General features: G+C 62.3%; 22 protein-coding genes and 1 pseudogene. 7 read left to right on the top strand and 16 right to left on the bottom strand.

Features of this window, described 5'->3' with window-relative positions; genetic code table 11:
- Positions 1–14: 14 nt before the first annotated feature.
- A complete protein-coding gene (locus E4631_RS13655; protein ID WP_166648216.1) occupies positions 15–827 on the top strand; it encodes a septal ring lytic transglycosylase RlpA family protein in 813 nt (270 codons plus the stop codon).
- Positions 828–1,169: 342 nt separating this feature from the next.
- Here the strand turns inward: E4631_RS13655 and E4631_RS13650 are convergent, their stop codons facing one another.
- The 6 genes from E4631_RS13650 to E4631_RS13625 form a co-directional block, all read right to left on the bottom strand.
- Positions 1,170–1,406, bottom strand: a complete 237-nt coding sequence (locus E4631_RS13650; protein ID WP_133659256.1) for a hypothetical protein — start codon at positions 1,404–1,406, stop codon at positions 1,170–1,172.
- 107 nt (positions 1,407–1,513) lie between these two features.
- Positions 1,514–3,091, bottom strand: a complete 1,578-nt coding sequence (locus tag E4631_RS13645) for a DUF1501 domain-containing protein (RefSeq protein ID WP_133659255.1) — start codon at positions 3,089–3,091, stop codon at positions 1,514–1,516.
- A 157-nt stretch (positions 3,092–3,248) separates the two neighbouring features.
- Positions 3,249–4,967, bottom strand: a complete 1,719-nt coding sequence (locus E4631_RS13640; protein ID WP_133659254.1) for a DUF1800 family protein — start codon at positions 4,965–4,967, stop codon at positions 3,249–3,251.
- Positions 4,968–5,073: 106 nt separating this feature from the next.
- A complete protein-coding gene (locus tag E4631_RS13635) occupies positions 5,074–5,985 on the bottom strand; it encodes a hypothetical protein (protein ID WP_133659253.1) in 912 nt (303 codons plus the stop codon).
- Positions 5,986–6,124: 139 nt separating this feature from the next.
- Complete coding sequence (locus tag E4631_RS13630) at positions 6,125–7,291, bottom strand: S1C family serine protease (RefSeq protein ID WP_133659252.1); 1,167 nt, start codon at positions 7,289–7,291, stop codon at positions 6,125–6,127.
- Between the two features lie 40 nt (positions 7,292–7,331).
- Positions 7,332–7,928, bottom strand: coding sequence for a sigma-70 family RNA polymerase sigma factor (locus tag E4631_RS13625; RefSeq protein ID WP_317129130.1), 597 nt, complete (start codon positions 7,926–7,928; stop codon positions 7,332–7,334).
- 145 nt (positions 7,929–8,073) lie between these two features.
- On the opposite strand from E4631_RS13625, the gene E4631_RS13620 reads away from it, so the two are divergent.
- Entirely contained in the window at positions 8,074–8,274 is a 201-nt protein-coding gene (locus E4631_RS13620; RefSeq protein ID WP_133659251.1) for a hypothetical protein, read from the top strand.
- Positions 8,275–8,412: 138 nt separating this feature from the next.
- Here the strand turns inward: E4631_RS13620 and E4631_RS13615 are convergent, their stop codons facing one another.
- Positions 8,413–9,444, bottom strand: coding sequence for a hypothetical protein (locus tag E4631_RS13615; protein ID WP_133659250.1), 1,032 nt, complete (start codon positions 9,442–9,444; stop codon positions 8,413–8,415).
- A gap of 90 nt (positions 9,445–9,534) precedes the next feature.
- Positions 9,535–10,827, bottom strand: a complete 1,293-nt coding sequence (locus tag E4631_RS13610) for an AAA family ATPase (protein ID WP_135318611.1) — start codon at positions 10,825–10,827, stop codon at positions 9,535–9,537.
- 135 nt (positions 10,828–10,962) lie between these two features.
- On the opposite strand from E4631_RS13610, the gene E4631_RS13605 reads away from it, so the two are divergent.
- Positions 10,963–12,360 carry an ATP-binding protein gene (locus E4631_RS13605; RefSeq protein ID WP_133659248.1) on the top strand — a complete coding sequence of 466 codons (1,398 nt, stop codon included), beginning with the start codon at positions 10,963–10,965 and terminating at the stop codon, positions 12,358–12,360.
- Positions 12,361–12,414: 54 nt separating this feature from the next.
- Here E4631_RS13605 and E4631_RS13600 read toward each other — a convergent pair whose 3' ends face one another.
- Positions 12,415–13,032 carry a transposase gene (locus E4631_RS13600; RefSeq protein WP_133659247.1) on the bottom strand — a complete coding sequence of 206 codons (618 nt, stop codon included), beginning with the start codon at positions 13,030–13,032 and terminating at the stop codon, positions 12,415–12,417.
- A gap of 74 nt (positions 13,033–13,106) precedes the next feature.
- Between E4631_RS13600 and E4631_RS13595 the strand changes: the two genes are divergently transcribed.
- Positions 13,107–14,762 (top strand): FAD-dependent oxidoreductase, encoded by a 1,656-nt coding sequence (locus E4631_RS13595; protein ID WP_133659246.1) that lies wholly within the window; start codon positions 13,107–13,109, stop codon positions 14,760–14,762.
- Between the two features lie 55 nt (positions 14,763–14,817).
- On the opposite strand, the gene E4631_RS13590 is transcribed toward E4631_RS13595, so the two are convergent.
- The 3 genes from E4631_RS13590 to E4631_RS13580 form a co-directional block, all read right to left on the bottom strand.
- A complete protein-coding gene (locus tag E4631_RS13590) occupies positions 14,818–16,173 on the bottom strand; it encodes a lysophospholipid acyltransferase family protein (RefSeq protein WP_133659245.1) in 1,356 nt (451 codons plus the stop codon).
- 153 nt (positions 16,174–16,326) lie between these two features.
- Complete coding sequence (locus tag E4631_RS13585) at positions 16,327–17,049, bottom strand: hypothetical protein (protein WP_133659244.1); 723 nt, start codon at positions 17,047–17,049, stop codon at positions 16,327–16,329.
- 89 nt (positions 17,050–17,138) lie between these two features.
- A complete protein-coding gene (locus E4631_RS13580) occupies positions 17,139–17,837 on the bottom strand; it encodes a DUF421 domain-containing protein (protein WP_205704240.1) in 699 nt (232 codons plus the stop codon).
- Between the two features lie 144 nt (positions 17,838–17,981).
- On the opposite strand from E4631_RS13580, the gene E4631_RS13575 reads away from it, so the two are divergent.
- Entirely contained in the window at positions 17,982–18,743 is a 762-nt protein-coding gene (locus tag E4631_RS13575) for an SDR family NAD(P)-dependent oxidoreductase (RefSeq protein WP_240734896.1), read from the top strand.
- A gap of 41 nt (positions 18,744–18,784) precedes the next feature.
- Here the strand turns inward: E4631_RS13575 and E4631_RS13570 are convergent, their stop codons facing one another.
- The gene (locus E4631_RS13570; RefSeq protein WP_174805472.1) at positions 18,785–19,150 is read right to left on the bottom strand and encodes a DUF4157 domain-containing protein; all 366 of its coding nucleotides are present in this window, start codon (positions 19,148–19,150) and stop codon (positions 18,785–18,787) included.
- 317 nt (positions 19,151–19,467) lie between these two features.
- On the opposite strand from E4631_RS13570, the gene E4631_RS13565 reads away from it, so the two are divergent.
- The gene (locus E4631_RS13565; protein ID WP_133659242.1) at positions 19,468–20,172 is read left to right on the top strand and encodes a C40 family peptidase; all 705 of its coding nucleotides are present in this window, start codon (positions 19,468–19,470) and stop codon (positions 20,170–20,172) included.
- A 169-nt stretch (positions 20,173–20,341) separates the two neighbouring features.
- Positions 20,342–20,695 (top strand): annotated as a pseudogene (locus E4631_RS26790) (YkvA family protein); the annotation flags it as partial.
- Positions 20,696–21,242: 547 nt separating this feature from the next.
- Here E4631_RS26790 and E4631_RS13555 read toward each other — a convergent pair.
- From E4631_RS13555 to E4631_RS13545, 3 genes are all read right to left on the bottom strand, one after another.
- Positions 21,243–21,503 (bottom strand): acyl carrier protein, encoded by a 261-nt coding sequence (locus E4631_RS13555; protein ID WP_133659241.1) that lies wholly within the window; start codon positions 21,501–21,503, stop codon positions 21,243–21,245.
- A gap of 116 nt (positions 21,504–21,619) precedes the next feature.
- On the bottom strand, positions 21,620–25,060 hold the full coding sequence (locus E4631_RS13550) for an efflux RND transporter permease subunit (RefSeq protein ID WP_133659240.1): 3,441 nt from the start codon (positions 25,058–25,060) through the stop codon (positions 21,620–21,622).
- A gap of 122 nt (positions 25,061–25,182) precedes the next feature.
- Positions 25,183–26,310, bottom strand: a complete 1,128-nt coding sequence (locus tag E4631_RS13545) for an efflux RND transporter periplasmic adaptor subunit (protein WP_133659239.1) — start codon at positions 26,308–26,310, stop codon at positions 25,183–25,185.
- Positions 26,311–26,333 lie beyond the last annotated feature (23 nt).

The following is a 26,333-nucleotide window of genomic DNA, read 5'->3' as shown; positions in this document are numbered from 1 at the left end:
TCCACATTCCCCGGATGTTGCCCACTATTATTCCGGCGGCCCGCGAGGGCTATTCTACCGTGTTGCGGGGCCGCGCCTCGTGGTATGGCAAGCAGTTTCAAGGTAAAAAAACGACCAGCGGCGAGCGCTTCAACCGCTTTAAATATACCTGCGCTCATAAGACGCTGCCCTTTGGCACCCGGCTGCGCGTGACGAACCTCACCAGCGGCGCCACCGTGGTGGTGCGCGTTACGGACCGCGGGCCTTTCCGCCACCAGCGTATTATCGACCTGGCCGAAGTGGCTGCCCGCCCGCTGGGCATCGTCGAGTCGGGGGCTGCCACCGTGGTGGCCGAAGTAGTAGATGCTACTACCCCCCTGGGCGTTGCCGAAACCCCCGATAACCTGGCCGTGCTGCGCGAAGGCGACCCCAACCCAGCGGCGCCCTTCACCGCCTACCTGCTGCCCGATGCAGACACGGCCCCCACCCTGGCCGCGACCGACAGCCAGCCCGCCACTCCGGCGGCAGCTCCTGCCGCTCCGCGCTATGAAGTGCAGGCCGGCACCTTTGCTACCCCCGAGGCCGCCCGCACTGTGCTGGCCCGCATCCTGACCATCGACCAGGCCCTACCCGCCGACGTAGTGGCCGTAACCGTAGGTGGCCGCCAGGTCAACCAAGTAGTGGTGGGCCAGCTGGCCAACTGGCTGGCCGCCGAAACTGTGCGCCGCAATCTTCAGCTCTGGGGTATTACGGGGCTGGTGAGAACTGTGCCCGCCCACGAGGCCGATGCCAGCAGCCTGGCCCGCTCGGCGACCACGCCCGACGGAATGGCCTCGCTACGGCGCTAGTACGGCTACATCTGACATATTGCTGCGGTTCTCAGGGCCGGGTACCGGCTCCGGTCCGACGGCAAAGCCGTCCGACCGGTTGACAAGTGCGCCCCTTGGCTAGGCGGTCAGTCCTCGCTAGGCGGTCAACTCTCGTTCCTTAGAGCAGCCCCGGCAGCCCGCCCCAGCCAAGAGGCGCACTTGTCAACCGGTCGGACGGCTTTGCCGTCGGACCGGAGCCGGTACCCGGCCCTGAGAACCGCTCCAGGGCGCGACTGCGTCATTCAAATTGCTTTTACATAAAACAGGCCTTCCCCGCCAAGGGAAGGCCTGTTTTATGTAAAAGCAAAATGCAGGGACCGCTTATTCTTCGGTAGCGCGGTTGATAACCACGATAGCTACCACGGCCAGCGCCGCTACGCTGAGAATCAGCTGGGTAGAAGAAAAGTTTTTGGACGCCTTACGCAGCAAGGTGCCGCCGTTTTTCAGCAGGTCGTCCATGTGTTCGGTTTTTCCCTGAAATACGTTTACCGCGGCTTCGAAGGTGCGGGCAATGTCTTCGGGTAGAATTTTTTCGACTTGTTGAAGCTGGTCAGCCATAAGGAAAACAAATAGGGGTGAAGTAGCAGGAAAGGCTGGCAGGTGCCGCCTCAATGCCTTTACGCAAAAATCTGCCGGGCGTTCCTGTGCAGCTTTACTTTGAGGCCTTAATCGGTTACCACCAGCACTAGCGAGCTGCTGCGCTCACCCTCCTGCACCACGCAATGGTAGGCGCCGGGCGACAGCCCACGCACGCTCAGCGGCACCCGCTGCGGCCCCTGGCCCAGCACCCGGCCATCGACCAACCGGCGTACCTCGCGCCCCAGGCCGTCGAGCAGCACCAACTCTACTACCCCCCCCTGGCTCTCAAAGAGTGCCGTAGCCTGGTCGGCCACCGGGTTGGGGTAGAGGGTGAAGCCCGGTACCGGCGTAGCGCTAGCCACCGTGGCCAGCGCCGTTTGCTTAATAACCGGCACGTAGGGAAAGTGCTGGCCAAAGAGCTGATTGAGCGTGGTTTGCGGTACCTGAAACCAGTCTTTGAGAATGCTGGTGTACACGCTCCGAAAGTCAATCTGCATGGCCACGTTGTCGTTCACGCCCGCGTTGGCGGGCAGCGTCGGGTTGGGGCCGTGCACGAGGGGGTTGGCTTGCGAGCCAAACACCAGCAGCGGAGCCGCCGCGCCGTGGTCGGTGCCGTAACCCGAATTAGCCTTGATGCGGCGCCCAAATTCCGAAAACGTCATCCCAATCACGCGGTCCTGCACGCCCAGACGCCGCAGGTCGTCCTGAAAGGCGTTGATGCCGTCGGCAATTTTGCCCAGCAGCGTAGCGTGGGCGCCGGTAGTGGTGCTGCCGGTGGTGGGCACCTGGTTGGAGTGCAGGTCGAAGCCGCCGAGCTGGCACACGTAGATGCGGGTGCTGAGGCCGCCCGCCACCAGCTGCGCCACTATTTTGAGCTGGTCGGCTAGCGCGTTCTGGCCCGCGGCGGGGTAGAGCGGCGACAGGTTTTTGGACTTGGCCGCCGCCGCCTGAATGGTGGTCGTGTACACCTGCGTCTGGCTCACTACCTGCCGAATAAATGCCAGCTCGTGGCCCGCCTGGGTAGCGGGCGCCGCGTCGGTGCCGCCGCTCAGCAGTTGGTAAAAGCTGGAGGTGCTGGCAATGGCCATGCCCATGTTCACGGTGGGGCCCTGCACGCAGTTGCTCACCACCGAGCCAATGCTAATGGCCAGCGGGTCGGGGTTCTGGGCGCTGGGGTAGCCCGTCGGAAAGCCCGGAAACTCGCCGTCGAGGTAGCGCCCGCCCCAGCCGGTAGTCCACACCACGTCCGAGCTGGAGCCCGACGTCCAGATATCGGTGGCCCGGAAATGCGAAAAGTTGGGGGTAGGGTAGCCCACGCTCTGCACCACGCCCAGCTGGCCATTCTTATACAGCTGCTGGGCCGTGGCCATTGCCGGGTGAATACCCGTGGCCGCCGTGAGGGGTAGCACTTGGTTCTGGGGCAGCATAATGTTGGGCCGCGCCGCCGCCAGGGCCGCGTACTGGTCCACCGGGATAATCATGTTCAGGCCATCGTTGCCGCCCTGCAGCTGCACGATTACCAGTACTTTATCGGTGGCCGCAGTGGCGTTGGTGAGTGCCGCCAGCTCGGGCGTGTAGCCGTAGGCCCCAATGGGAAAGCCGTGCAGCATGGCCGCGCCCGTCACCGTAGCCCCCGTGGTTTGTAAAAATTTGCGCCGTTTCATATGCTGCGGGTTGTCATTGCGAGGAGGCACGACGAAGCAATCCTTCCTTGTCGTTGGTGCTGCTCGAAGCAATGTCTAAAAAATTGATACTAAACAACTGGCGCGCTCAGCAAGGAAAGATTGCTTCGTCGTGCCTCCTCGCAATGACAAACCAGCCTTAGCTCAGTTGATACTCCGCCAGGCCAGCCAAGGCTTTCACCATCGCCATGAGCTTGGTCGTCACCGCGTTGCGGCGGGCCGTGACGGTGGGCGTGGATAGAAACAGGTTCCACTCGCTGGTCCACTCAAAGTCGGGCAGGCCGGGGATGAGCGCGTTTTTCAGAAAATCCAGCTGGCTGGCTGTGAGCACAAAGGGCACCATCAGGCGCACAAATTCGGCGATGACCAGGTTGGGGTCCTGGGCCGTGGCGGGGGGTAGGGCCTGCACCCAGGCCACCAGGTCGGCCTTGTAGGTAAAGCTGTTTTTGGTAAAGCCCGTGCCAATGAGCAGGTCGGTAGCCTGGTTGCGGCGCGGCAGCGTCACCGAGTTTATCCACAGCTCGTGAAACTGCGGCGTCTGGTAATAGGCGGCCCAGCCGGCCACGTTGGGCGGGTCGCCCAGCGTCTGTTGCTGCACGTAGGTGAGGCCGTTGAGGTAATCCCACACGCCGTACAGCGCCACCGGGCTGCTGGCGGGGGGTAGGGCCAGCGCCAGCTGCCGGCACACGCCGATGGTGAAATCGAGCGGGCTTTTAATGAGGCAGCCCACGTTGGCCGCGTCGAAGAAATGCTCCGAGCTGAGGAGCTTGCGCAGCACCGGTACCACGTCGTAGTTGCTTTGCACCAGCAGCGTGGCCAGGGGCTGAATAATGTCGCTTTCTATCTGCGCATCAATCACGTAGTACACAAACCAGCGGTAAAGCTTGCGCACCAGAAACGCCGCCGTGGCGGTCTGATTGAAAATCAGGTCAATTAAATCCTTGTATTCGTTGGCCCCGTTGGGCGCAATCTTGGCGTTGCCAAGAGCCGCGCTGAACTGCTTGGTGGTAGCATCGTGGCGGCTGGCCGTGAAGTAGCCGCTCACGGTGCTGGCATCGTCGCGCCAGCCGGTGAGCACGCGGGCGGCGGCCTGCACATCAGCCTCCGTGTAAGTAGTGTAGTTGCCGGCCCCGATGAGCGGCCCCTTGCCCAGCGTAAACAGCTCCAGCAGCTCGCGGCCGTAGTTTTCGTTGGGGGCGCCCACCACACTCTGGTTGCCGTTGAGGTAGCGCAGCATAGCTGGAGTAACGGTTACGTCCTTAGCTAGCTGCCGGATATTGCCCAGCGCATACTGGCGCAGCAGCCGCGCGTATTCGTAGCCATAAAAAGCGCTGTTGATATTACCAAACTCCACCACAAAGTGGTTGTGCCAGAACAGCGTCATCTTCTCGCTCAGCGACACGCCCTGGCCCAGCTGCTGGCCCAGCCACCAGTCGCGCAGCGATGTCCGGCGCCCGCCCTCCAGCGTCTGGTCAAACGCCTGCCCCACCCACGTCTGGCCGATGGGCACGGTCGTGTCGGTGGCGCTCACGTTGAGCGGCGGGGCGGGGGTAGGGGGCGCGGCCAGCAGCCCATTGAGCACCGCCGTGAGCGACGAGCCGGCCGCCACCGCCAACTCGCCGCGCGTGGGCCCAAACAGGCAGCGGCGCAGCAAGTGCGTGGCCTGGTCGGCGCCCCAGGGGCCGGTGTAGGCGGCCAGCGTCGTTGCCAGGGTGCCGCGCAGCGCGGGCAGCGTCTGGTTGGCGTAGGGGCTAATGGTTTCGGGCGGGTCGCCGCCCAGCGGGGCGGCAACTTGCGGCGGCGCGGCTGGGGCGCGCCGCCCGGCAGTCGGGGGCTGGAGGAAAGCTCGGCGGTTCATAGGCAACGAGGCAAGTATTGCCTAAAGATGCGGCCCGTCCGCGAAGGTTTAATGTCTGATTAACAATTTTTTATTCTGATAAAACCCATTAAAATTTCCCCGCCCGCTACCTGCCATGCCGCGCGCCCTCCCCCCCCGTTACCGGCCCAAGGGCGGGCAGCTGCCAGGCGCGGCCCAGCCAGCGCCGCAGGGCCCGCCGCCACCCCGGCAGCGCCCGAAACCGGGCCTTGTCCTCGGCCAGGGCGGGCACGTCGAGGCGGGTGGCGCGGGCCTGCCACTCGCTCAGGCTGCGGGCGGGGGGTAGGGCAAATAGCGCCGCCAGCACCGGCCGGATTTCCTTCAGGTTCCAGTAGTGGTACACCCACGGCGCGGCCGCGCGCACCGGCCCCGCTTGCGCCCACACCACACTAAAGGCCAGCTGCTCCATCACGTGCTTGGGGTAGCGCCGGTACAGCTGCTCGGTGAGGGCCAGCACCGTGGCCAGGCGCGGCGCATCGAGGCTGCGCAGGCCCAGCACGCCGGCGTTGTACATCTGGGTTTCGGGGCCGATGGCCACGCCGCCGGCCAGCGGCGCCTGGCCCGGCGCCGGCCGCAGGGCCCGGTTTATCTTGCGGTTCAAGGGGTTACCATCGCCCAGCCGGCCTTCGGCCACGTGCATGAAGTGCTCGCCCCGGCCCAGCGCAGCAAAAATTTCGGCCGGCGACTGCACCCAGATGGTATCCGTGTCAGCATATAACAAATTGCCCACGTAGTGCGTCGCAGCGTGCTGCAACACCTTGATTTTGACCCGGTGCACGAAGTCAATTTCCCCGCGCCACGCCTGCCACTGCGCCGGCTCGATGGGCACGTACTGCACGGCTGCCACCTCGCCCAGCACCGCCCGAAAGTGCGCCGGCTGGTCGGTGTACACCAGCACGGTGGCGCCAGCCGGCTGCCGCAGGTAGGAAAGGATGCTCAGCAGCGCCTCGTGCAGAATAGCGGGGCTGCCGTAGGCCTGGTAAAGGAGGTAGTCGCCCATGCGGGGCAAAGGTACGGGCGGCCTTTCGCGCCGGGTTTCGCCGGGCGAAGCTGCCGGATTTTGCAGGGGTAGGGCGCCAAAAAAGCCTCGCCGAATGAGGCGAGGCTTGCAAGTACTAGCAGAAAAAAGAGAGAAAAGCTTATTCGTACACCTTCACCACAAAGACGAAGTCTTGCAGGCGCTTGATTTGCTGCGGGCGGCCCGCGCCAATCAGCTGGTTGAAGCGCGGCAGGCGATAGTCGGAGTCGGGCTGGCGGTTTTTGAGCGAATCAACTAGCCGTACCAAGTACGACGACTTGGTGGCGAACGCGGCGCCCAGCACATCGTCCTGCCGGCTGCTCACCACCCCAATCAGGTTGCCCTGGGCATCGAGCAGGGGGCCGCCCGAGTTGCCGGGGTTCAGCGGAATGCTCACCTGGTAAAAGGCCGAGTCGCCGTCGTAGCCCGAGCGGGCGCTCAGCGCGCCTTCGCCATACACTACGTCTTCGCGGGGGTAGCCCAGCGTGTACACGCGCTCGCCCAAGTCGGCCTGCCCGGCCTTAAAGGTGTAGGGCAGCTTGCCAAAGGTCTTAAAATCACGGTCCTTGATGCGCAGAATGGCCAGGTCGTGCTTCTTATCAGTAAACACCGTTTCGGCGTGGTAGCGCTGGTGGTCGCGGCCTTCAATCAGCAGCGAGTCGGCCCCTTTAATAACGTGGGCGCTGGTAACGAGGTAGCCATCGGAAGTAAGCGCGAAGCCCGTGCCGCTGAACTTATTCGTGCGCACGGCGGGGGTAGCGACATCACCCATTTGAGTAGCTACTTTCCGGGTAAGGGCATCCTGCTTGCGCACTATCTGGGCTACTTCGCGCCGCAGCTCCCGCACGCCGCTGGCGGTAGGCGCATTAGCCGAATGCCACAGGCTCAGCCCGGTGAGGGTGCTGAACACGGCCAGCACGGCCACCGAGGCGGCCACGCCCACCGTGGCGCGGTGCCCGCTCCAAAACTCGCGCAGCTTCTGCTCGGTGCGCGACAGGCTCAGGCGTGGGTTCACGGCGTAGGTCAGGCCACCGGCCGCTTTCTCCTCAAACACCGGGGTAGCCTTGGCGGTCAGCATAGCCTCGTGCAGGTGGCTGATAGTCTGGCGGGTGCGGCGGCGCTCGCCGTAGGCGGCCAGCGTGCCGGTCAGGTCCAGGTATTCGGCATAGAGCTGGCTTAGCCGCTGCTCGGCCCCGAGCCGGGCTTCCAGGCTGGCCCGCGCGCCGGCCGCCAGCTCACCGCGCTGGTAAGCTTCAAAGAGGGCGTAGTAATCAGCTTCGGTTTGCATGGTGGTAGCGTCGGGCGGGGCAGGAACTCAGTCCGACAGGTTAGGCTTCTTTATAACTAGCAAAAAACAACTTCTTTAGGCGCGTTAAGCACTTGTATTTCTGGGTTTTGGCGGTGTCGGCGTTGGTGTAGCCGTGCTCCGCCGTGAGGTCCAGCATCGATTTATCGAGCAGGTAAAAGCCTTCGAGCAGCGAGCGGCAGGGCTCGCCCAGGTGGGTCAGCGCCTCGCTCATCGTCGCGAAGCGTCGGTCGCGCTCCTCGGCTTCCTGCACATCGTCCTCGGCCCCCGTGTTGAGGTAGGGGCCGTATTCTTCCTCATCGAGCAGGCGCACACCGTGCAGCCGGCTTTTGGAGGTGAGGCGCTTGAGCCACAGGCGGCGGCACACGGCGTAGAGGTAGGTTTTAATCTGGCAGCTCAGCTCCAAAGAGCCTTCGCGCACCTTCTCATAAAATACCATCACGCCTTCTTGGTACACATCGCGGGCATCGTCCTCCGAGCCGCTATTTTGCAGCACAAAGTGCGAAACCATCGGCCAGTGTAGGCGGTAAAGCTGGCTGAGAGCCCGCTCGTCGCCACCCTGAATGGCTTTGATAAGCTGAGCGTCGGCGGCCAGCGCCGTGGTGCTATCCATGTTCATTCGCTTCGGGGCTTAATGCTGGCTAACAGGCATTAGTAACCCATGAGATTTTTTTAAATATTTTTTTGCAACCACTGGGTTACCTATCCGTGGTGGCGGCATTAAGAGCAGATTTCTGTTAATCCCCTTTCAAATTTACCTCAAGATGAACAACGTACTGAAAGTATCTGCCCTGTTCCTGGCTGTTGGCCTGGCTTCGTGCGAGTCGAAAACCGCTACGACCGAAACCACTACCACGACTCCCGCTACCGAGTCGACCATGAGCACCTCTACGGACTCGACCTCGACTATGTCGACCGCTCCCGCCGACGGCGCTATGATGGCTGATACCACCAAGAAAATGTAATTACGCCCAGGCTTTCGGGCCTGGATGTAAATTTCTTAAAAAAGGCCTGCGCCGCGATGCGCAGGCCTTTTTTTGTGCTTTTTTCTCAAGAGATTTATCAGTTACTTGACCTTGGCCCTGCTGAATGGGGGTAGGCAACTAAGCCACCAGCGCCAGCAGGTCGGCCGCGATACCGGGCCAGGGCTGGTGCAAATCGAGGGTGGCGATGCGCACCGGGTGGCCGCCCAGCGTGTAGCGCACATCTACGGCCGCCGTGGCCGCCGGATACAGCAAAATGCCTTCGAGCGCCTGGCCGGGGGTAGGGCGCAGGTTTTGGAGGTAGGCAAAAAGCTGGTAGAGGTGCGGCGCGATGAGGCGCACCTGGTCGTAGCGCGGGCGCAGCGCGGCGGCGTAGTACTTGGTATCGAGCACAATCTTGCGGGCCGGGCTGTCGAGCGTCGTATCGGTGAGCATGGTCGGCAGCAGCGCCAGGTCGGGCGTGTGGGCGGCCTCGGCCTGCCAGGCAATGGTTTCGGCAAACACGCGGTACTGCCGCTGCTCGCGCCGGTAGAAGTTGCGCACCGCCTGCTCAAACAGCCGCGCCATCAGCCGCTCATCGCGCCGGAAATCGGGGAAGCGGCTCCGGCTTTCGGCCGCCGGCGCGGGCAGCGAGGTATCAAAAATAAGCTCGCACAGGTGCAGCAAAAAGGCATCGGCTCCCGCCAGCCGCTGCCGCCGCAACGCCCCGAATACCGGCGCGGCCGGCACCAGCGGCACCACGCTGGCGGGCAGGCGGCGGCGCACCTCGCTCACCTCGCGGCGCAGTGCCAGAGGTAGGCCGGGGTGCGTGGCCAGGGCAGCCAGCGTGCCGGCTAGCAGCTGGTGAAGCGGCTGGTTGGGGCTCAGCTCATCGAAGCGGCACACGGCCCGGCCCTGGGGCAGCAGCGCCCGGCTCAGGGTGGGCGCTAGTTCAATGCGGCCGCGCAACTCCTTGGTTTCTTGCTCGATGCTGCTAAAGGCGAGGGGCAGGCCACGGCGCAGCAACTGGCGCGTGGCGTGCAGCAGCATCTGCGTCAGCAGCTCCAGCGGCCGGTGAAAGGGCGCGGCCTCGGTGGCTTGCAGCACCGCTGGCTCGGGCAGGCGCTGCCAGGCGTAGCACAGCAAATAATAAAGGGTAGCAAGCGGAATCAAGCGCGTAGGGTAAGCTTTAGCTTGCCATAAGTAATTGACAAATAGGTTTTCAATTCAACGTTACCCCCTCACGGCAAGCTAAAGCTTACCCTACACGTCAACCAGCAGGCGGCGCAGCTGGGCGGCGGCTTTGTCGGGCTGCTCGCGCCAGTAGTCGGCCAACAGCGGGCCGATTTCCTGCTCAAAAATCAGCCGCAGCCAGCTGCTGGCTTCGGCCGCGCCGAGGGGGGTAGGGGGCGCACAGAAGTAGCTGTGGCCAATTTCAAAATCGGCCCCCAGCTCGGGGTCGGCGGCAATGACGTGGTTGAGGGCCGCCATGCGCTCAAGCAGCAGCTCGATGAGTGGCATAGGTACCTCCTTATCCGTCAAGAGCTTGCGCAGCGGCGCGCCAAACTGCGGCCGCATGGCCACGAACGCAAAGCGCCGCCGCAAGGCATAGTCGAGCGGAGCCAACGAGCGGTCGGCCAGGTTGAGCGTGCCGATGACGTAGAGGTTTTCGGGCACGAAAAACCGGGGCGCCTCGGGCGGGGCGTAGGGCAGGCGCAGGGCGTGGGCCGGGCCGCGCTTATCGGGCTCCAGCAGCAGCAGAAACTCGCCAAAAATGCGGGCCACGTTGCCCCGGTTTAGCTCGTCAATTAAGAGAAAATACAGCCGTTCGGGGTCCTGGGCGGCGCGCTGGCACAGCAGCGGCAGCACGCCCGGCACCAGCCCAAACTGCCCCTTGGGCCCCGGCCGAAAGCCCAGCACAAAATCCTCGTAGCCGTAGCTGGGGTGAAACTGCACCAGCTCGATGCGGCCCTCATCCTGCGCGCCCAGCAGCAGCCAGGCCAGGCGGCGCGCCAGGTAGGTTTTGCCGGTGCCGGGTGGTCCCTGCAGTAGCAGCGCCCGGCGGCGGCGCAGGCCGGCCAGGCTGTCAGCTAGCTCATTATCAGTAATAAAAAGCTCGGTCAGTGCGTTGGCCTTCGTATAGGGGTGTAGGGAATAAGTCGCGCCGGGCTCGGCCATGGCCGAGCCGCGCAGGGAGGTTTCGGAGCCCACGTACAGGTTTTCGGCCTGTTGCTCGGCGGCCTGCTCGTGGTCCTGGGCCGAGCCGGCGGCCAGCATGGGCCGCTTGGCGGCGATGGTGAAGTCGAGGGCTTCGAGCTGGGCGTTGGTGGGCTGGCCGGCGGCGAGAGGCCAGCGCGCCTGGGGGTTGGCCTGGGCCAGGCGATAGGCCAGCTCGGCCACGGCGCGGGGCGGGTAGCGGCGGCCGCGGTACAGCAGTTCGTACACGGTACTGGGCGGCAGGCGGCGGCCCTCGCGCTCTACCAGGCGCAGGGCGCGCAGCACCTGCTCGCGAGTGAGCAATGCGGGCGGCGGGGTGGGGGTAGGGGCAGGGCTCACGGTGCAAAAGAACACCTATTGACCGGCAAGCGTGCGGGTTGCCCCCAGTTTTGTGCGCAACTTGCCTCTGCACTAACCCTGAATCTGCGCTGGCCTAGCCCTTAACTTCGGTGCCGCCAGCCGGTTAGTATATCTATGGCTCAGCAACTTCCTCTCGACCCCGCCGCGCTTACGGGTATCACGGCTTTCCAAAACCTGCCCGCCGAAGTGCTGGCCTGGCTGCTGCAAGCCGGCGAGCTGTGCCAGTATGCCGACGGCGAAACCATCGTGCACGCCGGCGACCCCGCCGATAAGATGATGGGCGTGGTGCGCGGCGGCATGCAGTACTTCCGCACCGGTACCGGGCCGCAGGAGCCGGTATTCAAGGTGTCGGCGGGTAGTATCAGCGGGGTGCTGCCTTATTCGCGGCTGCAAGTGCTTAAAGGGGAAGGCATTGCTGTTGGGGAAACCGTGCTGTACCTGTTGCCCCGCACCGAGTTTCCGGCCCTGGAGCAGGTGAGTCCCGAGTTGGTGCAGCGGCTGGTGGGCATCATGAGCGACCGCGCCCGAGACGAGGTGCGCGGCCAGGAGCGCGACGACAAGCTGCGCGCCCTGGGCAAGCTCTCGGCTGGCCTGGCTCACGAGCTTAACAACCCCGCCGCCGCCATCGCCCGCGCCGCCGATGCCCTGGGCAATATGCTGAAAAACAAGCCGGTGCTGCTCAAAAACCTGCTGCTGGCCTGCCCACCCGCCGAGGCCGTGGCGGCTCTACTTAGCGTGGGAGGGCCTGCCGAGTCCCTACCCCCCCGCTCGGCCCTGGCCCGCGCCGATGCCGAAGACGCGTTGGCCGACTGGCTCGAAACGCAGGGCTGCGCCGACGGCTACGCGCTGGCTCCCAACTTATTAGACGCCGGCCACTCGGCCGCCACCCTGGAGCCGCTGGTGGCGCCGCTGTCGGTGGCGGCCCGGCCGGCCGCGCTGGCCTGGCTCGAAAGCCACGTGTCGGTGCTGCGCCTCACCCACGACATTCGCGAGGCCAGCCAGCGCATCAGCACGCTGGTCGGCAACGTCAAAACCTACTCGCACATGGACCGCGCCGGCGGCCGTGAGCTGCTCGATGTAACTGCCGGCCTCGATAGCACTCTCAATATCTTCGACTACGCCCTGCGCCAGAAAAACATCAAGCTCACCCGCGATTACGCCCCCGATGTGCCGCCCGTGCGTGCCGAAGTAGGCCAGCTCAACCAGGTGTGGACCAATCTGATAGATAATGCCATTGATGCCCTACCCCCCACCGGCGGCACCCTGGCGGTGCAAGCCGCCAAGCAGCCGGGCGGCGTCTGCGTCAGCATCATCGACAACGGCAGCGGTATGACGGCCGAGGTGTTGGCCCATATGTTTGAGCCTTTTTACACCACCAAGCCCGCCGGCGAGGGCAGCGGCCTGGGCCTCGATATTGCCCGGCGCATCGTGCAGGAGCACGGCGGCCGGCTGGAGGCTACGTCGGTGCCCGGCCGCACCGGGTTTTCGGTGTGGCTTCCCAGTGTGCGGTAAGCTTTAGCTTGCCGTTTTGCTACTAGCATTATTAGCTAAAAGGTAAGCTAAAGCTTACCGCACATAGGAATAAGGCCATTTAGTCCAGTCGTCTACCAGCCCGGCTTTGACCGGATTATTCAGCACGTAAGCTATCACCCGCTCTAGTTCTTTCTCATTGCGCACCACATGGTCGTAGCTCTCATGCCGCCAGAACGTCAAACCTTGCCGGCAAAGTAATTTATTTGCTTCCAGCGCGGTGCGACCTTTCAGCCGCTGCATCATGCGGGCGGCCGAAAAGCCAGGCGCTGTAGGTAGCTGCACCACCAGGTGCACATGGTTCGACATCAGGCAGTAAGCCAGTACTATAACATCAAGCTCTTCCAACCGATGAATTTCAGCTCCTACCAGTTTAGCCACGGCTGGCTCGCTCAGCCAGCGGGGGCCTTGCGTAGCGCCGTCCAGCAGCGCGTCGTAGGTGGCAAAGCGCAGCTTATTGATTTTTGCGATGGCTTCGGCTTGCTGATGGAGTGAGGAAGCGTGGAGAATTGCTTGCTGAATAGCCAGCTCTCGCTCGTCGGCTAGCTGCTGTAACGTACTGGCAGCAAGTGAGCCATCTAAGCGAAATGTAAAGAAAATGAGCGCACCTGGCGGCAAAATATGTGGCAAATTGCGCCGGTAGTACGTCTTCATGTGCAGTGAGCTTCAGCTTGCCGTAAATATAGAATAGTTAATTGATGGCAAGCTAAAGCTTACCGCACATTCTTATGAAAAAGCCCATTATCCTTACCGTTGATGACGACGCCCAGGTGCTGGCGGCCATCACGCGCGACCTGCGCCAGGAATTTCGCCAGGACTACCGCATCCTGAGCGTCAATTCCGGCCCCGAGGCCCTCAGCACCCTCACCGAGCTGCGCGCCCGAGCCGAGCCGCTGGCTCTGGTGCTGGCCGACCAGCGCATGCCCGAGGTAGAGGGGGTAGAGGTGTTGACCCGTGCCCGCGAGCTTTTTCCGGAAGCTAAGCGCGTGCTGCTCACGGCCTACGCCGATACCACGGCCGCTATCAAGGCCATCAATTCGGCGCAACTCGACTACTATTTACTCAAGCCCTGGGACCCGCCCGAGCAGCTGCTCTACCCCACCTTGCACGATTTGTTGGCCAGCTGGCAGGTCACGTACCGGCCGGCATTTGTGGGTGTGCGGCTCATTGGGTTTCAGTGGTCGCCGCTCTCGCACGAGCTCAAGGATTTTCTCAGCGGCTATATGGTGAGCTACCAATGGCTTGATTTTGAGAAGGATGCTGAGGCTAAAGTGCTGATGGAAGCCAACGGCTTCACGCCCGAAGACCTGCCGTTTGTCATTTGCCCTGATGGCCAGGCCGTGGCCAAGCCCGACAAGCCCGAGCTGGCCCGCCACCTGGGCCTGCTGGTCGAGGCCAAGCAAGACCTGTATGATGTGGTGGTAATAGGCGCCGGCCCGGCCGGGCTGGCCGCCGCCGTGTACGGCGCTTCAGAGGGCCTGAAAACGCTCATCATCGAGCGGCAAACGCCCGGCGGGCAGGCCGGCTCGTCGTCGCGCATCGAAAACTACCTGGGTTTCCCGACCGGCCTCAGCGGGGCCGAGTTGGCTCACCGCGCCTGGAGCCAGGCCACCCGCCTGGGCGCCGAGTTTATGGCCCCGCAGGAGGTAGTTGACCTTTGCATTCAGGACGGCTACAAGGTGCTGACTTTGAGTGATAAAACGGAGATAAAGGCCCGTGCCGTGGTGCTCACCACCGGCGTCAGCTACCGCGTGCTGGAGGCGCCGGGCCTGGCGCGCCTCAGCGGGGCGGGCGTGTACTACGGGGCGGCGCGCACCGAGGCGCGCAGCTGCAGCAACCAGCCGGTGTACATTATTGGCGGGGGCAATTCGGCCGGGCAGGCGGCCATGTACCTGGCCACGTTTGCCTCGCGGGTGTTCATCGTGATTCGGGGTGAGAGCCTGGCCGCCAGCATGTCGGCCTACCTGATTGAGCAGATTGCTCAAACGCCCAACATCGAAATCCTACCCCACACTCAAGTGCGCGAAGCCTGCGGCGAGCACGCGCTCGAAGCCGTGGTCATTCAGCAAGCCGGCCAGGAGCCCGAAAAGCGGCCCGCCCGGGCGCTGTTTATCTTCATTGGGGCCAAACCCAGCACCGAGTGGGTGTGCCACCTGGCCATCTGCGACCCCAAGGGCTACCTGCTCACCGGCCGCGACCTCGTGGCCGACCCGCGCTACCAAGCTTCCTGGAAAAAAGACCGTGAGCCCTACTTGCTCGAAACGTGCGTACCCGGCATGTTTGCCGCTGGCGATGGCCGCGCCGGCGCCATGGCCCGCGTGGCCTCGGCCGTGGGCGAGGGCAGCATGGCTATTAAGTTTGTACACCAGTATTTGGATGAATAGCAGCGTGTAGGGTAAGCTTTAGCTTGCCACCGGCCGAACGACGGCAAGCTGAAGCTTACCCTACACGCCTATAAGCGGCCCGCGCCTCATCGAGCAGGCGCAGCACGGTGGCGCGCCGTGCTTGCAGCGCAGCCAGCGTGCTGCCCGGCAGCCGCCGCACCCGCAGGCGCTTGAGGCGGGCGCTCAGCGTTTGCCAGTAGCCCAGGGCGTAGAAGCCGGCCAGCGGTAAGCTAATGACAAACAGGAGGGTAAGGCGCCAGTCGTGCGTGAGCCAGTGCTGCACGGCGGCCGCCTCCAGGGCGTAGGCCAGCGGAAACGTGACCATCCCTACCCCCAGCATAATGGCCGCAATGAACTCCGTTTCTTTGGTGGCGCGGTGGGCCACTTCGGCGGGCAGCTTGTAGGGTAAATAGTTGGTCAGCAAGCCATACAGCCACACCGGGAAGCCCAGTACCAGGTTGAGGTAGTCGGCTAGCCGGGTGCCGGGGCGCTGGCTTTGGTCGAGGGCGTCGTCGTCGAGCTTATTATTTTCTAAATCAGCTAGATACGTGCCCAGCGCCTCGCGTAGCGCCGCCAGGCGGCCGGGGTCGTGCTGCTCAAACCAGGCTACGGCATCGAGCAGCGTGCGGCTGAGCTCGAAGTTGTCGTAGAGGGTAGTGGGGTCGTCGTTGGGGTTGAGGTGGTCGCCGAAGGTGCGCTCTACCTGCTGGGCCAGCTGGTCGTCTTCGGCATCGCGGCTGATAACGAGGCGGCGCGTGAGGCGCTTGCGTATCTCTTCGGTCAGCTCGTCGGCGGCCGCGTCGGGGTCCTGGCGGTAGCGCTCGGCATAGGCGGCTACTTCAATGGGTGGGGCCACGTTGAGCAGCACATCGGACCGGAAGTGGCTGGGGTCGAAGTAATTGGTGCCTACGCACACCAGCTGCAGGCCCAGCTTGAAATCGTGCCGCGCCTCGGTGCCCAGCGCAATGCGCGCCGCGCCGGTTTTGAGCGGCCGCAGCCGGCGCTCGCTCACGCTGGTGCCTTCCGGAAAAATCATGACCGTGCCGCCGCGCTCCAGGTAGTCGTAGCAGCGCCCGAAGCTGGCCTCGTTGCTGGCGGCCAGCTGGGCAGGGGTAGGGGCGTTGGCGCTGCCCTCCACATCCTGCCGCCGGTAGATGGGAATGCAGTTGCCCGAGCGCATGATGGCGCCCAGAATAGGATTCTTAAAAAACGTGCTCTTGGCCAGAAACGCGATGGGCTGGTGGCGCTGCACGGCCGTCACGAGCGGGTCCATCAGGGTGTTGGGATGGTTGCTGCACAGCATCAGCGGGCCCGGCACGCGCAGGCGCTCGCGGTGGCGCACTTCGAGGCGCCGGAAAAATATGCGCAACCCCAGGCGCACCACGGGCTTCATAACGGTGTAAAAGAGCATAGGTGCGGCAAGTTTACGCCAAAAGGGCCAGCTGCTGGTGCAGCCGGCCCTTTTGGGGAGTTATCAGTTATGAATGATACGTTATGAGTTTTAGCAGTAAGAATACTACGCTAACCATCAACTCATAACGCATCATTTTTAACGCATAACTCTTTAAAACGCGCTGTTGAGCTGGTCGAGGTTATTGGGGTTTTGGCTACCCGACTTGCTGGCGTCGTAGCGGCTGCCCGAGGCCGGGCCCTGGTCGCGGCGCTGGCCACCGGCGGGGGGGGTAGGGCGCTGGCCGTGGTCGCGCTGGTGGTCGGGGTGCTCCTTCTTGGGGCCACTGCCGGCCATCACGCGGCCTTTGCCAGCGCTGGCGGGCGCCGACGACGAGCCGTAGCGGCTGCTGCCCCAGGGGCGCTGCTGCGCGCGCGGCCCGCGGTCTTTATCGCTTTCCTTGGACTTTTTGGCGAAGGGCGAGCGGCGGTCCTTGAGGCGATACTCGCCGTCGTCCTTGCGCTTTTTGCCGCGGGTAGCCAAAAAGGCGATGCCCGCCGTGAGCAGGCCCACGCCCACTAGTTTCTGGGTGGTAGACAAGTCGTTGAATTTCGATAAGGCCTGGTTGCCCAGGTCTTTGGCTTTCTGGGGCAGCTCTTTGGCTTTTTCGCCCATGTCGCTGCTGGCCAGCCACTCCCGGCCTTCTTGCCAGCCTTGCTTGCCACTGTCCAGAATGGCCTGAATGCCATCACTGGATTTCTGCTTATAGTCGTCATACGACGAGCCGGCGGGGCCCGAGGTAGGCTCGGTTTTGGCCAGGGGAGCGTCGAGTTTAGGGTTGCCGGGAGCAGTAGAGTTGCCGTGCGAGCCGCTCGGCGCGTTGCTTGTGGGGTTCATAGGAAAAGAAGCTAAGTGAGTGGGGCGCAGCTAGCCCGTGAGCCGCTGCATAGTGGGTATTCGTAAGGAGTGCCCACCGGGTTGCGCCCTCACGCCTGGCGGGGGGTAGGGCAGGCCGGCAGCCAGCCATCGGGCTGCTGGCAGCGGGGGCAGTGGGCCGGCGCGGGGCCAGCGGGCAGGTCGCGTACAGCGGCGCAGGTGTGGCAGGCGTAGGCGCCAGCCTCGGGCAGGTGAAAAAGGGGCCGGTGATACACCTCAGGCCAGATGGGTAGGCCGGGACGCTCGTGCTGCGGCTCAAAAAAATACACGCTCACCTCGCCCGTGGCCTCCAGATACAGGCGACGCACCTGGCCCAGGTGCTCGATTTGGTACTGGCGCAGCTGCCCAAATAATTCCTGCGCCGTGAGGCTGGCCGACCGGAAAGCCGCCAGGTCAATCTCGCCCTCCACTATTATCAGCTCGGGCTTGCCTTCAAATAGCCGCTCAATGCGGGAATACCGGTCAATAAGGTAGTTGAGCAGCACATACAGCGCCATTACCACTGCAAAAACGACCACCACGTGTAGCAGCGGCACATCGGGGTAGAAAGCGGCATCGCCCGCCGCCGAGCCGAGCACCAGTATCAGGCCAAATTCGAGCAGGGAAAGCTGCCGCACCCCGCGCTTGCCCGAGATGCGCAAGGCCCCCATAGTGAGCCCAAAAGCGAAAAGGCTGCGCACCAGCACTTCCCACAAAAAGCTCGTCGGTGCCTGGTCTGAAATAAACAGGCGCTGCCAGTCAAAAGGCATAATGTCGGCAGCGAGCAAGGCTAGGCAATTCACAGTCATGGCTCCGCTATACGACGCGCTGGCTTCATCGGCTGCTCATCGGCTGCCGTTGCGATGCGCTTCCCAGGCTCTTGCGCAAACAACTGCCCGCGCTGCCCGTTTCCCATGCGTAATCTGCTCCTTATCGTATTCTTTATGTTTCGCTTTCAGAATAAAATTTGCTTAGTTACCGGTGCTACCTCTGGCATTGGCCGGGCCACGGCCGTGCGCCTGGGCCGCGAGGGCGCCACCGTTATCTGCCTGGGCCGCGAGGTAAAAGCCGGCCATGCCGTGGAGGCCGAGATAAAAGCGGGGGGTAGCGAAGCGTTGTTTATCAAAACCGACGTGGGCCACGACGCCGACCTGGTGCACGCCGTCGAAACTACCCTGGCGCTCTACCAACGCATCGACATCCTGATTAGCGATGCGGCCATGATGACCTTCACGCCCATCCTGGACCTGGACCCCGCCGACTGGGACCGCGTGATGAACGTGAACCTGCGGGCGCTGTTCCGCCTCTGTCAGCTCTGCGTGCCGCACATGAAGGGCGGGGCCGTGGTGGCCATCAGCTCGGTACACGCCTTCCAGAGCACGCCCAACGTGGCGCCCTACGCCACCAGCAAGGGCGGCCTCGAAGCCTTCGTGCGCGGCCTCAGCCTGGAGGTGCCCTACACCCAGGCCCGCATCAACGCCGTGGCGCCCGGCGCCGTCGAAACGCCCATGCTCCGCAGCAACCCCAACGTGATGGACGGTACCGAAGTCATTACGGGTCAGATTGGTACACCCGAGGAGCTGGCCGCCACCATCTGCTTCCTGGCCTCCGACGAGGCCAACTTCATCAACGGCTCGACCATGACTGTGGATGGTGGGCGACTGGCGCAGCTGTAAGCTTGCTACTGAAATAGTAGCGTCCTTTTTCTATTCAATTCTTAACTCAGAAGCGAGTCTTTTCCCCTCACAGGACTCAACTGCGCACTCAGCCCACTAGCCCGCGCCAGCATCTGGCGCTGGGCTTCTTCGCGTGCCTCTACCTCGAATTTGTTCTGGTAGTAGCCCACCCGCGCCGACTCGATGAGGTATTGCCACAAGAAGCGGGGTAGGCCCAGTTCGCGCACCTGGTGCAGGTGCACTTCCTCGTGCGCTACCCACTCGGGGTCGGCCAGAAACTCGGCGCGGGTGGCGCCGCTCAGGTGTACGGTCTGGCCCAGCACCATGGCCACGCGGGCATTGCCGCCGAGCACCAGCCGGGCCACTCGCGCCAGCGGGGAATTAACGAAAGTCTTGGGAGAAGTCATGGTATATAATTCGGGCTTGCTACGCTAACGGAATAGCGATGGTTGCAACAAAGTTTGGTTATTTTCACTCTTAATACTGTATTTTACTAATAATCGTATAGTTTTTTTAAGAAAAGTGCGTCACCTTTAGAATTTTAGTGCTTAGCTTTGGCTGGCCACTACCCTATAAAATTTCCTTAAAAAGGTAGTTGTCAAGGCTCATCAACTCTTAATCCCCGCTGCTCACGCAGTCCTGCCTAGCGCAACAGACTACCCCACTTTTTGCTACCCGGCGGCCAGCTTTAGGGCGCTGCCGGTGCTCCTCCCAACGACGGACAATGAAGAACATCCTGCTATCTTGCCTCGCCGCTGCTTCCCTGGCGCTTTCCTTTTGCTTCGATAAAACACCCGATGCCCTGGCTTCGGCTGGTGCTTCGGCCCCGGCCCTCGCCGAGGCATCATTGCTTAATGGCTTGCTGGGCCCCAAGGCTGCTACCCCCACCACTGGCGACGAGCCGGCTACCGTAACGGCCTCGCGCGATTCGCTGGCCTACGGCTACTACGCCCAAACGCTGGGCGTGCACCTGGCCCACACCGAAAACCAGAGCCTGCTCCAAACTATTACCAACTGGCTGGGCACGCCCTACAGCTACGGTGCCAACTCGCGCCGCGGCACCGACTGCTCGGGCTTCGTGACGCAGGTATTCAAGAAAGTGTACGGTATCACCCTCAAGCGCAGTTCTCGCTCCATGTTTTCGACCGTGCAGCGCGTGGCTAAGACGGACATGAAGGCCGGCGACCTGGTGTTCTTCCGCCACGGTAAGGGTGCCATCTACCACGTCGGTATTTACCTCAAGGATGGCAAGTTTGCCCACGCGGCCTGCAACGGCGGCGTAATGGTGAGCTCGCTGCACCAGGCCTATTACCAGCACAATTTTTACGCCGCGGGCCGCGTAGCGGGTGCCGAGTCGCTCTCAGCTGATGCTACCCCCGCCGAAACGGCCGAGCTGCTATCGGCCGCGGCCAGTGCCCGCCCCGAATAAAAACTGGCGGCGCAGCTGCCTGCTAACCAAGTGTCTAGTACGGCTCCCTGCGTTCGCGTTGGGAGCCGTTTTTGTTGGGTTGATATAACTTGCGGGCCGCGAATGCAGTAAACAGCTACTACCAAACATTTGCGGCTGCGCCGCGCTACCTTCGCCCCCTTTTTTCCGCATGGCTACTTCTAAAACCTCCGGCCCCGACATCGCGGCCTCGGCCCTCTTCAAAAAGTTTTTAGCCTCGGCCGAAAGCTATATCAAGCAGCCTACCCGCCTCAAAACCTTGCTGATGGATGCCTTCAATAAGGCTCGCGAGAAGAAGGAAATTGGCACGCTGGCCCACGAAGCCTGGGAAACGCTGCAAAGCCTGTTCCGCCTCATCAAGCTCAGCGCTTCGGGCGAGTACACGGGCGTGCCTTCTACTACGGTAGTGGCGGCCGTGGCGGTGCTCATATATTTCCTGTCGCCGATTGACCTGATTCCCGACTTCATTCCGGTGGTGGGCTTGCTTGATGATATGGCTCTGGTGGCGTGGTTTTCGACGTCTATCAAGCACGAGCTGGACAAGTTTCACGAGTGGGAAACGACCAAGGCTACGACGGTAGTTTCGGACGAGGAACTGTGGCAGACCCGCTCGGCCAGCACCACCAACCAGTCGGCCAAGAGCGCCGGTACCACCGCCCTACCCCTCGCTTCGAACAGCCCCGACCAGTCGGCCACCGACGCTGGCTTGGGCTCGCCCACTAGCTCAACCACTCGCCCCGTGCACGAGGCCGGCGCCGACATGGGCCACGATACCAGCTACCGCGGCAGCGCGCCCGCCAACACGACCGAAGGTTCGCGCCACCCCAATAACGGCCAGACCGCTACCGGCGGCAACGTCAGGTAATTGTCTGAACCGCGGATTCTTCGGATTTATCGGATTAGTCGGATTTTGTGGACGGTCATCAATCATTCCTAAAAAAATAGAAAAGGCTGCTCGGGAGAGCAGCCTTTTCTATTTAAACTGGATAGCTAATACTCGTCACCGAAATCCGACTAATCCGATAAATCCGAAGAATCCGCGGTTCAGACAATTACGCTGCGTGGGCCGTGACGTAGCGGACAAAGTCGCCAACTGTGTGGAAGGGCACTTCATCGGGCACGGTGATGTGGAAACTGCGTTCCAGCTCCAGGATGATATCGACCAGGTCGACGGTATCGAAGCGCAGGTCGCGGCTGAGGCTGGCGGTGCGGCGCAGGCGGACGGCCTTAATGGCCTTGCGCTTGCTGATGATGCGCAGCACCTGCTGCTCAATAGCCTTAGTGGGAGCGGTAGTAGAAACAGTAGTAAACATGCATTTTGCAAAAAAAAGAGCGTGAGGTAGCTTGAGTGCGAAGAACGTAGCGTCTCGTCGGTTTCTTCTGGCCGCCAGCCCGATGGCCGGAAGAAACCGACGAATACACTAAGCCGCTAGACCAATACTGCGGGCGTGGCCGCTTCCACTTCCTCGTAGTCGGCGAGCTCGTTGGGGGGGCGGTTGTTGTAGTCGCGACCGGTTACTTTGGCCAGCAGCTTCTCATTGAGGAGATACATGACCGGGACTACCAACAGGGTGATAAGGGTTGCAAACGTCAACCCGAAAATTATCGTCCAGGCCAGCGGACCCCAGAATACTACCGACTCGCCGCCCAGGAAGAAGTGCGGGTTCCCCGAGTTGAAGAGCTCGTAGAAGTCGATGTTCAGGCCAATGGCCAGCGGAATGAGGCCCAGCGTGGCGGCCGTGGCCGTGAGGATAACCGGGTTGAGGCGGGTGCGGCCGGCCGTCACGAGCGCGTCGTGCAGGTTCATGCCCTGGCTACGCAGCATATCGGTGAACTCGACCAGCAGAATACCGTTTTTCACCACGATACCGGCCAGGGCAATTACGCCTACCCCCGTCATCACGATGGAGATGTTCATGCCCGAGATGGCCAGGCCGAGCATCACGCCGATAATCGAGAAGATGATTTCGGTGAGGATGATGAGCGGCTTGCTCACCGAGTTGAACTGCGTAACGAGCACCAGGAAGATGAGGGCGATGGCTCCTACGGCGGCTACGCCGAGGAAGTCGCTGGTTTCTTTCTGGTCTTCCTGGGCGCCGCCCATTTTTACGGTGTAGCCGGCCGGCACGGGGAAGCTCTTGAGGGCGCGCGTCACGTTGGCCACCACATCGGGGCCGGTGAAGCCGTTGAGCACGTTGGAGCTAATGGTGATGAGGCGGTGCGTGTCCTTGCGCTTGATGCCGCCGTAAGTAGTGCCGTAGGTGACGTCGGCAATGGCCGAAATGGGCACCTGGCGCACCGCGCCGGTGGCATCGCGGAAGGTGAGCGGCGCATTCACGATGGCGTTCACGTTGTCGCGGTAGGGCTTGGCGTAGCGCACCTGGATGGGATATTCATCATCCGGGGTCTTGAATTTGCTGGCCTCGAAGCCGTAGATGGCGGTGCGCACTTCCGAGCCAATCTGGGCGGTGCTGATGCCCTCGCGGTTGGCGCGGGTGCGGTTGATGCTCACGCCAATTTCGGGATTGCGGTCCTGCAGGTCGGAGCGCAGGTCTTCGATGCCGCCAATCTTGAGCGAATCCACGTAGCGCTCCACTTTTTTGCTGAGCGCGGCCAGCTTGGGGTAGTCGTCGCCCGATACCTCAATGGCTACCGGCTTGCCCTGAGGCGGGCCGCTGGCCTCCTGGTCTACCGATATTTCGGCGCCGGGAATGCCTTTTACCGCTTCGCGAATATCATCCATGTAGATGTGGGTAGCCTGGCCCTTGCGGTCAGCCAGCTCCTTGAACGCGATGCCTACCTTGCCCAGGTGCGACTGCGACGTGCCGGCGGCCGTGGCTTCGGTGGGGTCGCCGGCGCCGATGGCCACGTTGGTAATCACCGATTCCACGTCGGGGTTGTTGCGGCCAATCACCTTATACATCCGGTTTTCGATGATGCGGGTGATGGAGTCGGTCACCTCCACGCGGGTGCCCACCGGCATGCGCAGGTAGGTGTAGATGAACTTGGGGTCGCCCTTGGGGAAGAAATCGACCTTGGGCTTGCGGGCGCCCACGGCCATTACGCTGAGTACGCCCAGCACCAGCACGCCGCCCACAATGCCCAGCTGCCGCCATACCGAGCCGCCCACGGCCAGCTCTACCAGGCGGGCGTAGCCATCCTGAAAGCGGGGTAGGAGGCTGCGCTGGAAGGCAGCAATCATGTACACAAACACGTATTTGTCGAGAAAGCAGAGCGCGATGACGGTCACCATCAGGTTGCCCAAAAACTTCGAGCCAGCCAGGTAGCCACCGATAGCCACCAGCAGCAGCCCGCCCATGCCGAGCAGGAAATTGCGCGTCAGCTTCGGCGTTTCCACGCGGTCCAGGTGCTCTTCGCGCTCCATGAAGCTCACCGCAAACACGGGGTTCATAATGAAGGCCACCACCAGCGAGGCGCCCAGCGTCAGAATCAGCGTGACGGGTAGGAAGTACATGAACGAGCCCACAATGCCGGGCCAGAACATGAGCGGCACGAACGGCGCCACCGTAGTGAGCGTGCCCGCCAGCACCGGAATAAACACCTCGCCGGCCGCAAACTTGGCAGCCTTGGCGGTGCTCAGGTTGGGGTGCTCGTGCAGCAGGCGGTGGGTGTTTTCAATTACCACAATGGCGTCATCCACCACAATGCCCAGCGCCAGCAAGAAGGCAAACAGCACAATCATGTTCAGCGAGAAGCCGAACAACGGCAACATGATGAAGGCCAGGAACATCGACAGCGGCACCGACAAGCCCACAAACAGCGCGTTGGTGGTGCCCATGAAGAACATCAAAATCAGCGTTACCAGCAGAAAGCCGATGATGATGGTGTTAATCAGGTCGTTAAGCGTATTGCGCGTGTCGTTCGACGAGTCGCCGGTAATCGTGATTTTCAGGCCCTTGGGCGCAGTCAGCTCGGCATTTTTCACCAGGGCGTGAATCTTGTCGGAAGCATCGAGCAGGTTTTCCCCCTGGCGCTTCACCACGTTCAGGGCCACCGATGGCTGGCCGTCGAGGCGGGCGTAGCTTTCGCGGTCCTTGAAGCCGTCGGTCACGGTCGCGATGTCGCCGAGGCGCACCGGCGCGCCGCGCAGGTTCTTAATCTGGATATTAGCGATGTCGCTGGCGTTCACGTACTGGCCGGCTACGCGCACGGCCCGCTTTTGCGCACCCACATCAATGCTACCCCCCGAAATCGTGATGTTTTCGCGGGCAATGGCATTTTCGATGTCTGTGAAGCTGAGCTGCGACGCTTGCAGCTTGTACAGGTCCACATCCACGTTTACTTGCTGCTCCAGGGCGCCCACAATATCCACGCGGGTGATTTCGGGCAGCGCCTCAATCTGGTCCTGAAAGTCGTCGGCGAGCTTCTTGAGCTGGGCGGCGGGCAGGTTACCGCTCAGGTTGACGTACATAATTGGCTGCTCCGAGATGTTCACTTCCTTCACCAGCGGCGCGCTGGGCAGGTCGTTGGGCAGCTCGGTGGCGGCCTTGTCCACGGCATCCTTGATGAGCTGCTTGGCGGCCTGCACGTCCACGCCCGAGTTAAACTCCACGTCGACAATGCAATAATCCTGATTCGAAGTAGAGTTAATTTTCTTTACCCCATTCACGCTCTTAATCTCCTTTTCGAGCTGGCGCGTCACTAGGTTCTCAATGTCGGTGGGCGAGGTGCCGGGGTACACCGTGGCCACGATAATGCGCGGAATTACGATGTCCGGAAACTTCTCCTTGCCCAGCTTCACGTAGGCGAAGATGCCCGCAATCGTCAGCAGCAGCGTGATGATGTAGATGCTGGTCTTGTTATTAATGGACCAGCTGGTGGGTCCAAATTCTTTTTCTATATCCTGCATAACGGCTAGTGGCTAGTTGAGGAATTTAAGGGGGGTAGAGACGCAAAACCTGCGTCTCGTCGTTAAATAATGACGTGCGGACGACGAGACGCAAAACCTGCGTCTCTACCTCCTCGGTGGCCTTAGCTGATTTTTACCTGCTGGCCTTCGTTCAAATTCTGGTAGCCGGCCGAAATCACCTCGTCGCCGGGCTTGAGGCCGCTGGTTACTTCCTGCTTGCCGTTATAAGTCTTGCCGGTTTTGATGATGCGCTTCTGAGCTACTGGCTTGCTGCCGGTCTGGCTCACTACCAGCACGTAGGCATTGTCTTCATCGTGCTGAATGAGGTCAACGGGCAGCACGGTGGCGTTGCTGCTGCCGTAGTTCTGAATGCGCACGGTAGCTACCATGTTGGGGCGCAGCTTGCTGGCCTGGTCGCTGGGTAGGCGCAGCTCGACGGTGAAGGTGCGGCTATTAGCCGAAATGGTGCGGCTCACGGTGCGTACGGTGCTCGCAATCTCCTCACTGCCCAGGTCGGGCAGGGTTACCAGGGCTTTGTCGCCGGCCTTGATGCTACCCGCGTAGGCTTCCGATACGTCGGCCAGAATCTTGCCGCCCTTGCCGCTGTTGAGCTGCACTACCGGCGCGCCGGGCGACACTGTTTCGCCCAGCTTGGGCAGCACGTTGTCGACTACCCCCGCGTAGGGCGCCACCACATTATAGAGCGCGCGCTGCTGGTTGAGCGAGCCCAGGTTGCGCTGCAAGGCTTGGTAGTTGTTCTTGGCCTGTAGGTACTGCACTTCGGTGCCAATCTGCTGCTTCCACAGGCCGGCCTGCTTTTCATATATCACGCGGGCCAAGTCCATGCGGGTGCGCAGCTCAGCAATGTTGGCGTCCAGAATGCTGGCATCCACGGTGGCCAGCACCTGGCCCTTGCGCACGCGGTCGCCGCGCTGCACCCGCACGCTGGTAAGCGTGCCGGCAGCGCGGGCGCCCACGGTGGCGTTCTGGTCAAAGTCGACGCGGCCCTGCACGTCGAGGTAGCCGGCGAAGTCCTGGGTCGCCACTTTTAGCACCGATACGGGCACGGCCGCGTTGGTGGCCGCCGTTTTATCGGCACCGGTTTTGGCTTCGAGGTCCGCGATTTTGGCCTGGGTAGCAGCCTGGTCAGCCTTCAGCTTGGCCAGCTCCGCGTTGGGGTCTTTGGCACCGCCGCAGGAGGCAAGGGTAACGGCCAGCGTGGCGGAGAGAAGTAAGGTAGTGGGGCGCATTGGGTTAGTGGTCATGCTGAGCT

The organism is Hymenobacter sp. UV11 (genome assembly GCF_004684095.1).
GTDB lineage: Bacteria > Bacteroidota > Bacteroidia > Cytophagales > Hymenobacteraceae > Hymenobacter.
The sequence above is the reverse complement of the archived record's forward strand: the minus strand, read 5'-3'. Positions and strand labels throughout refer to the sequence as shown.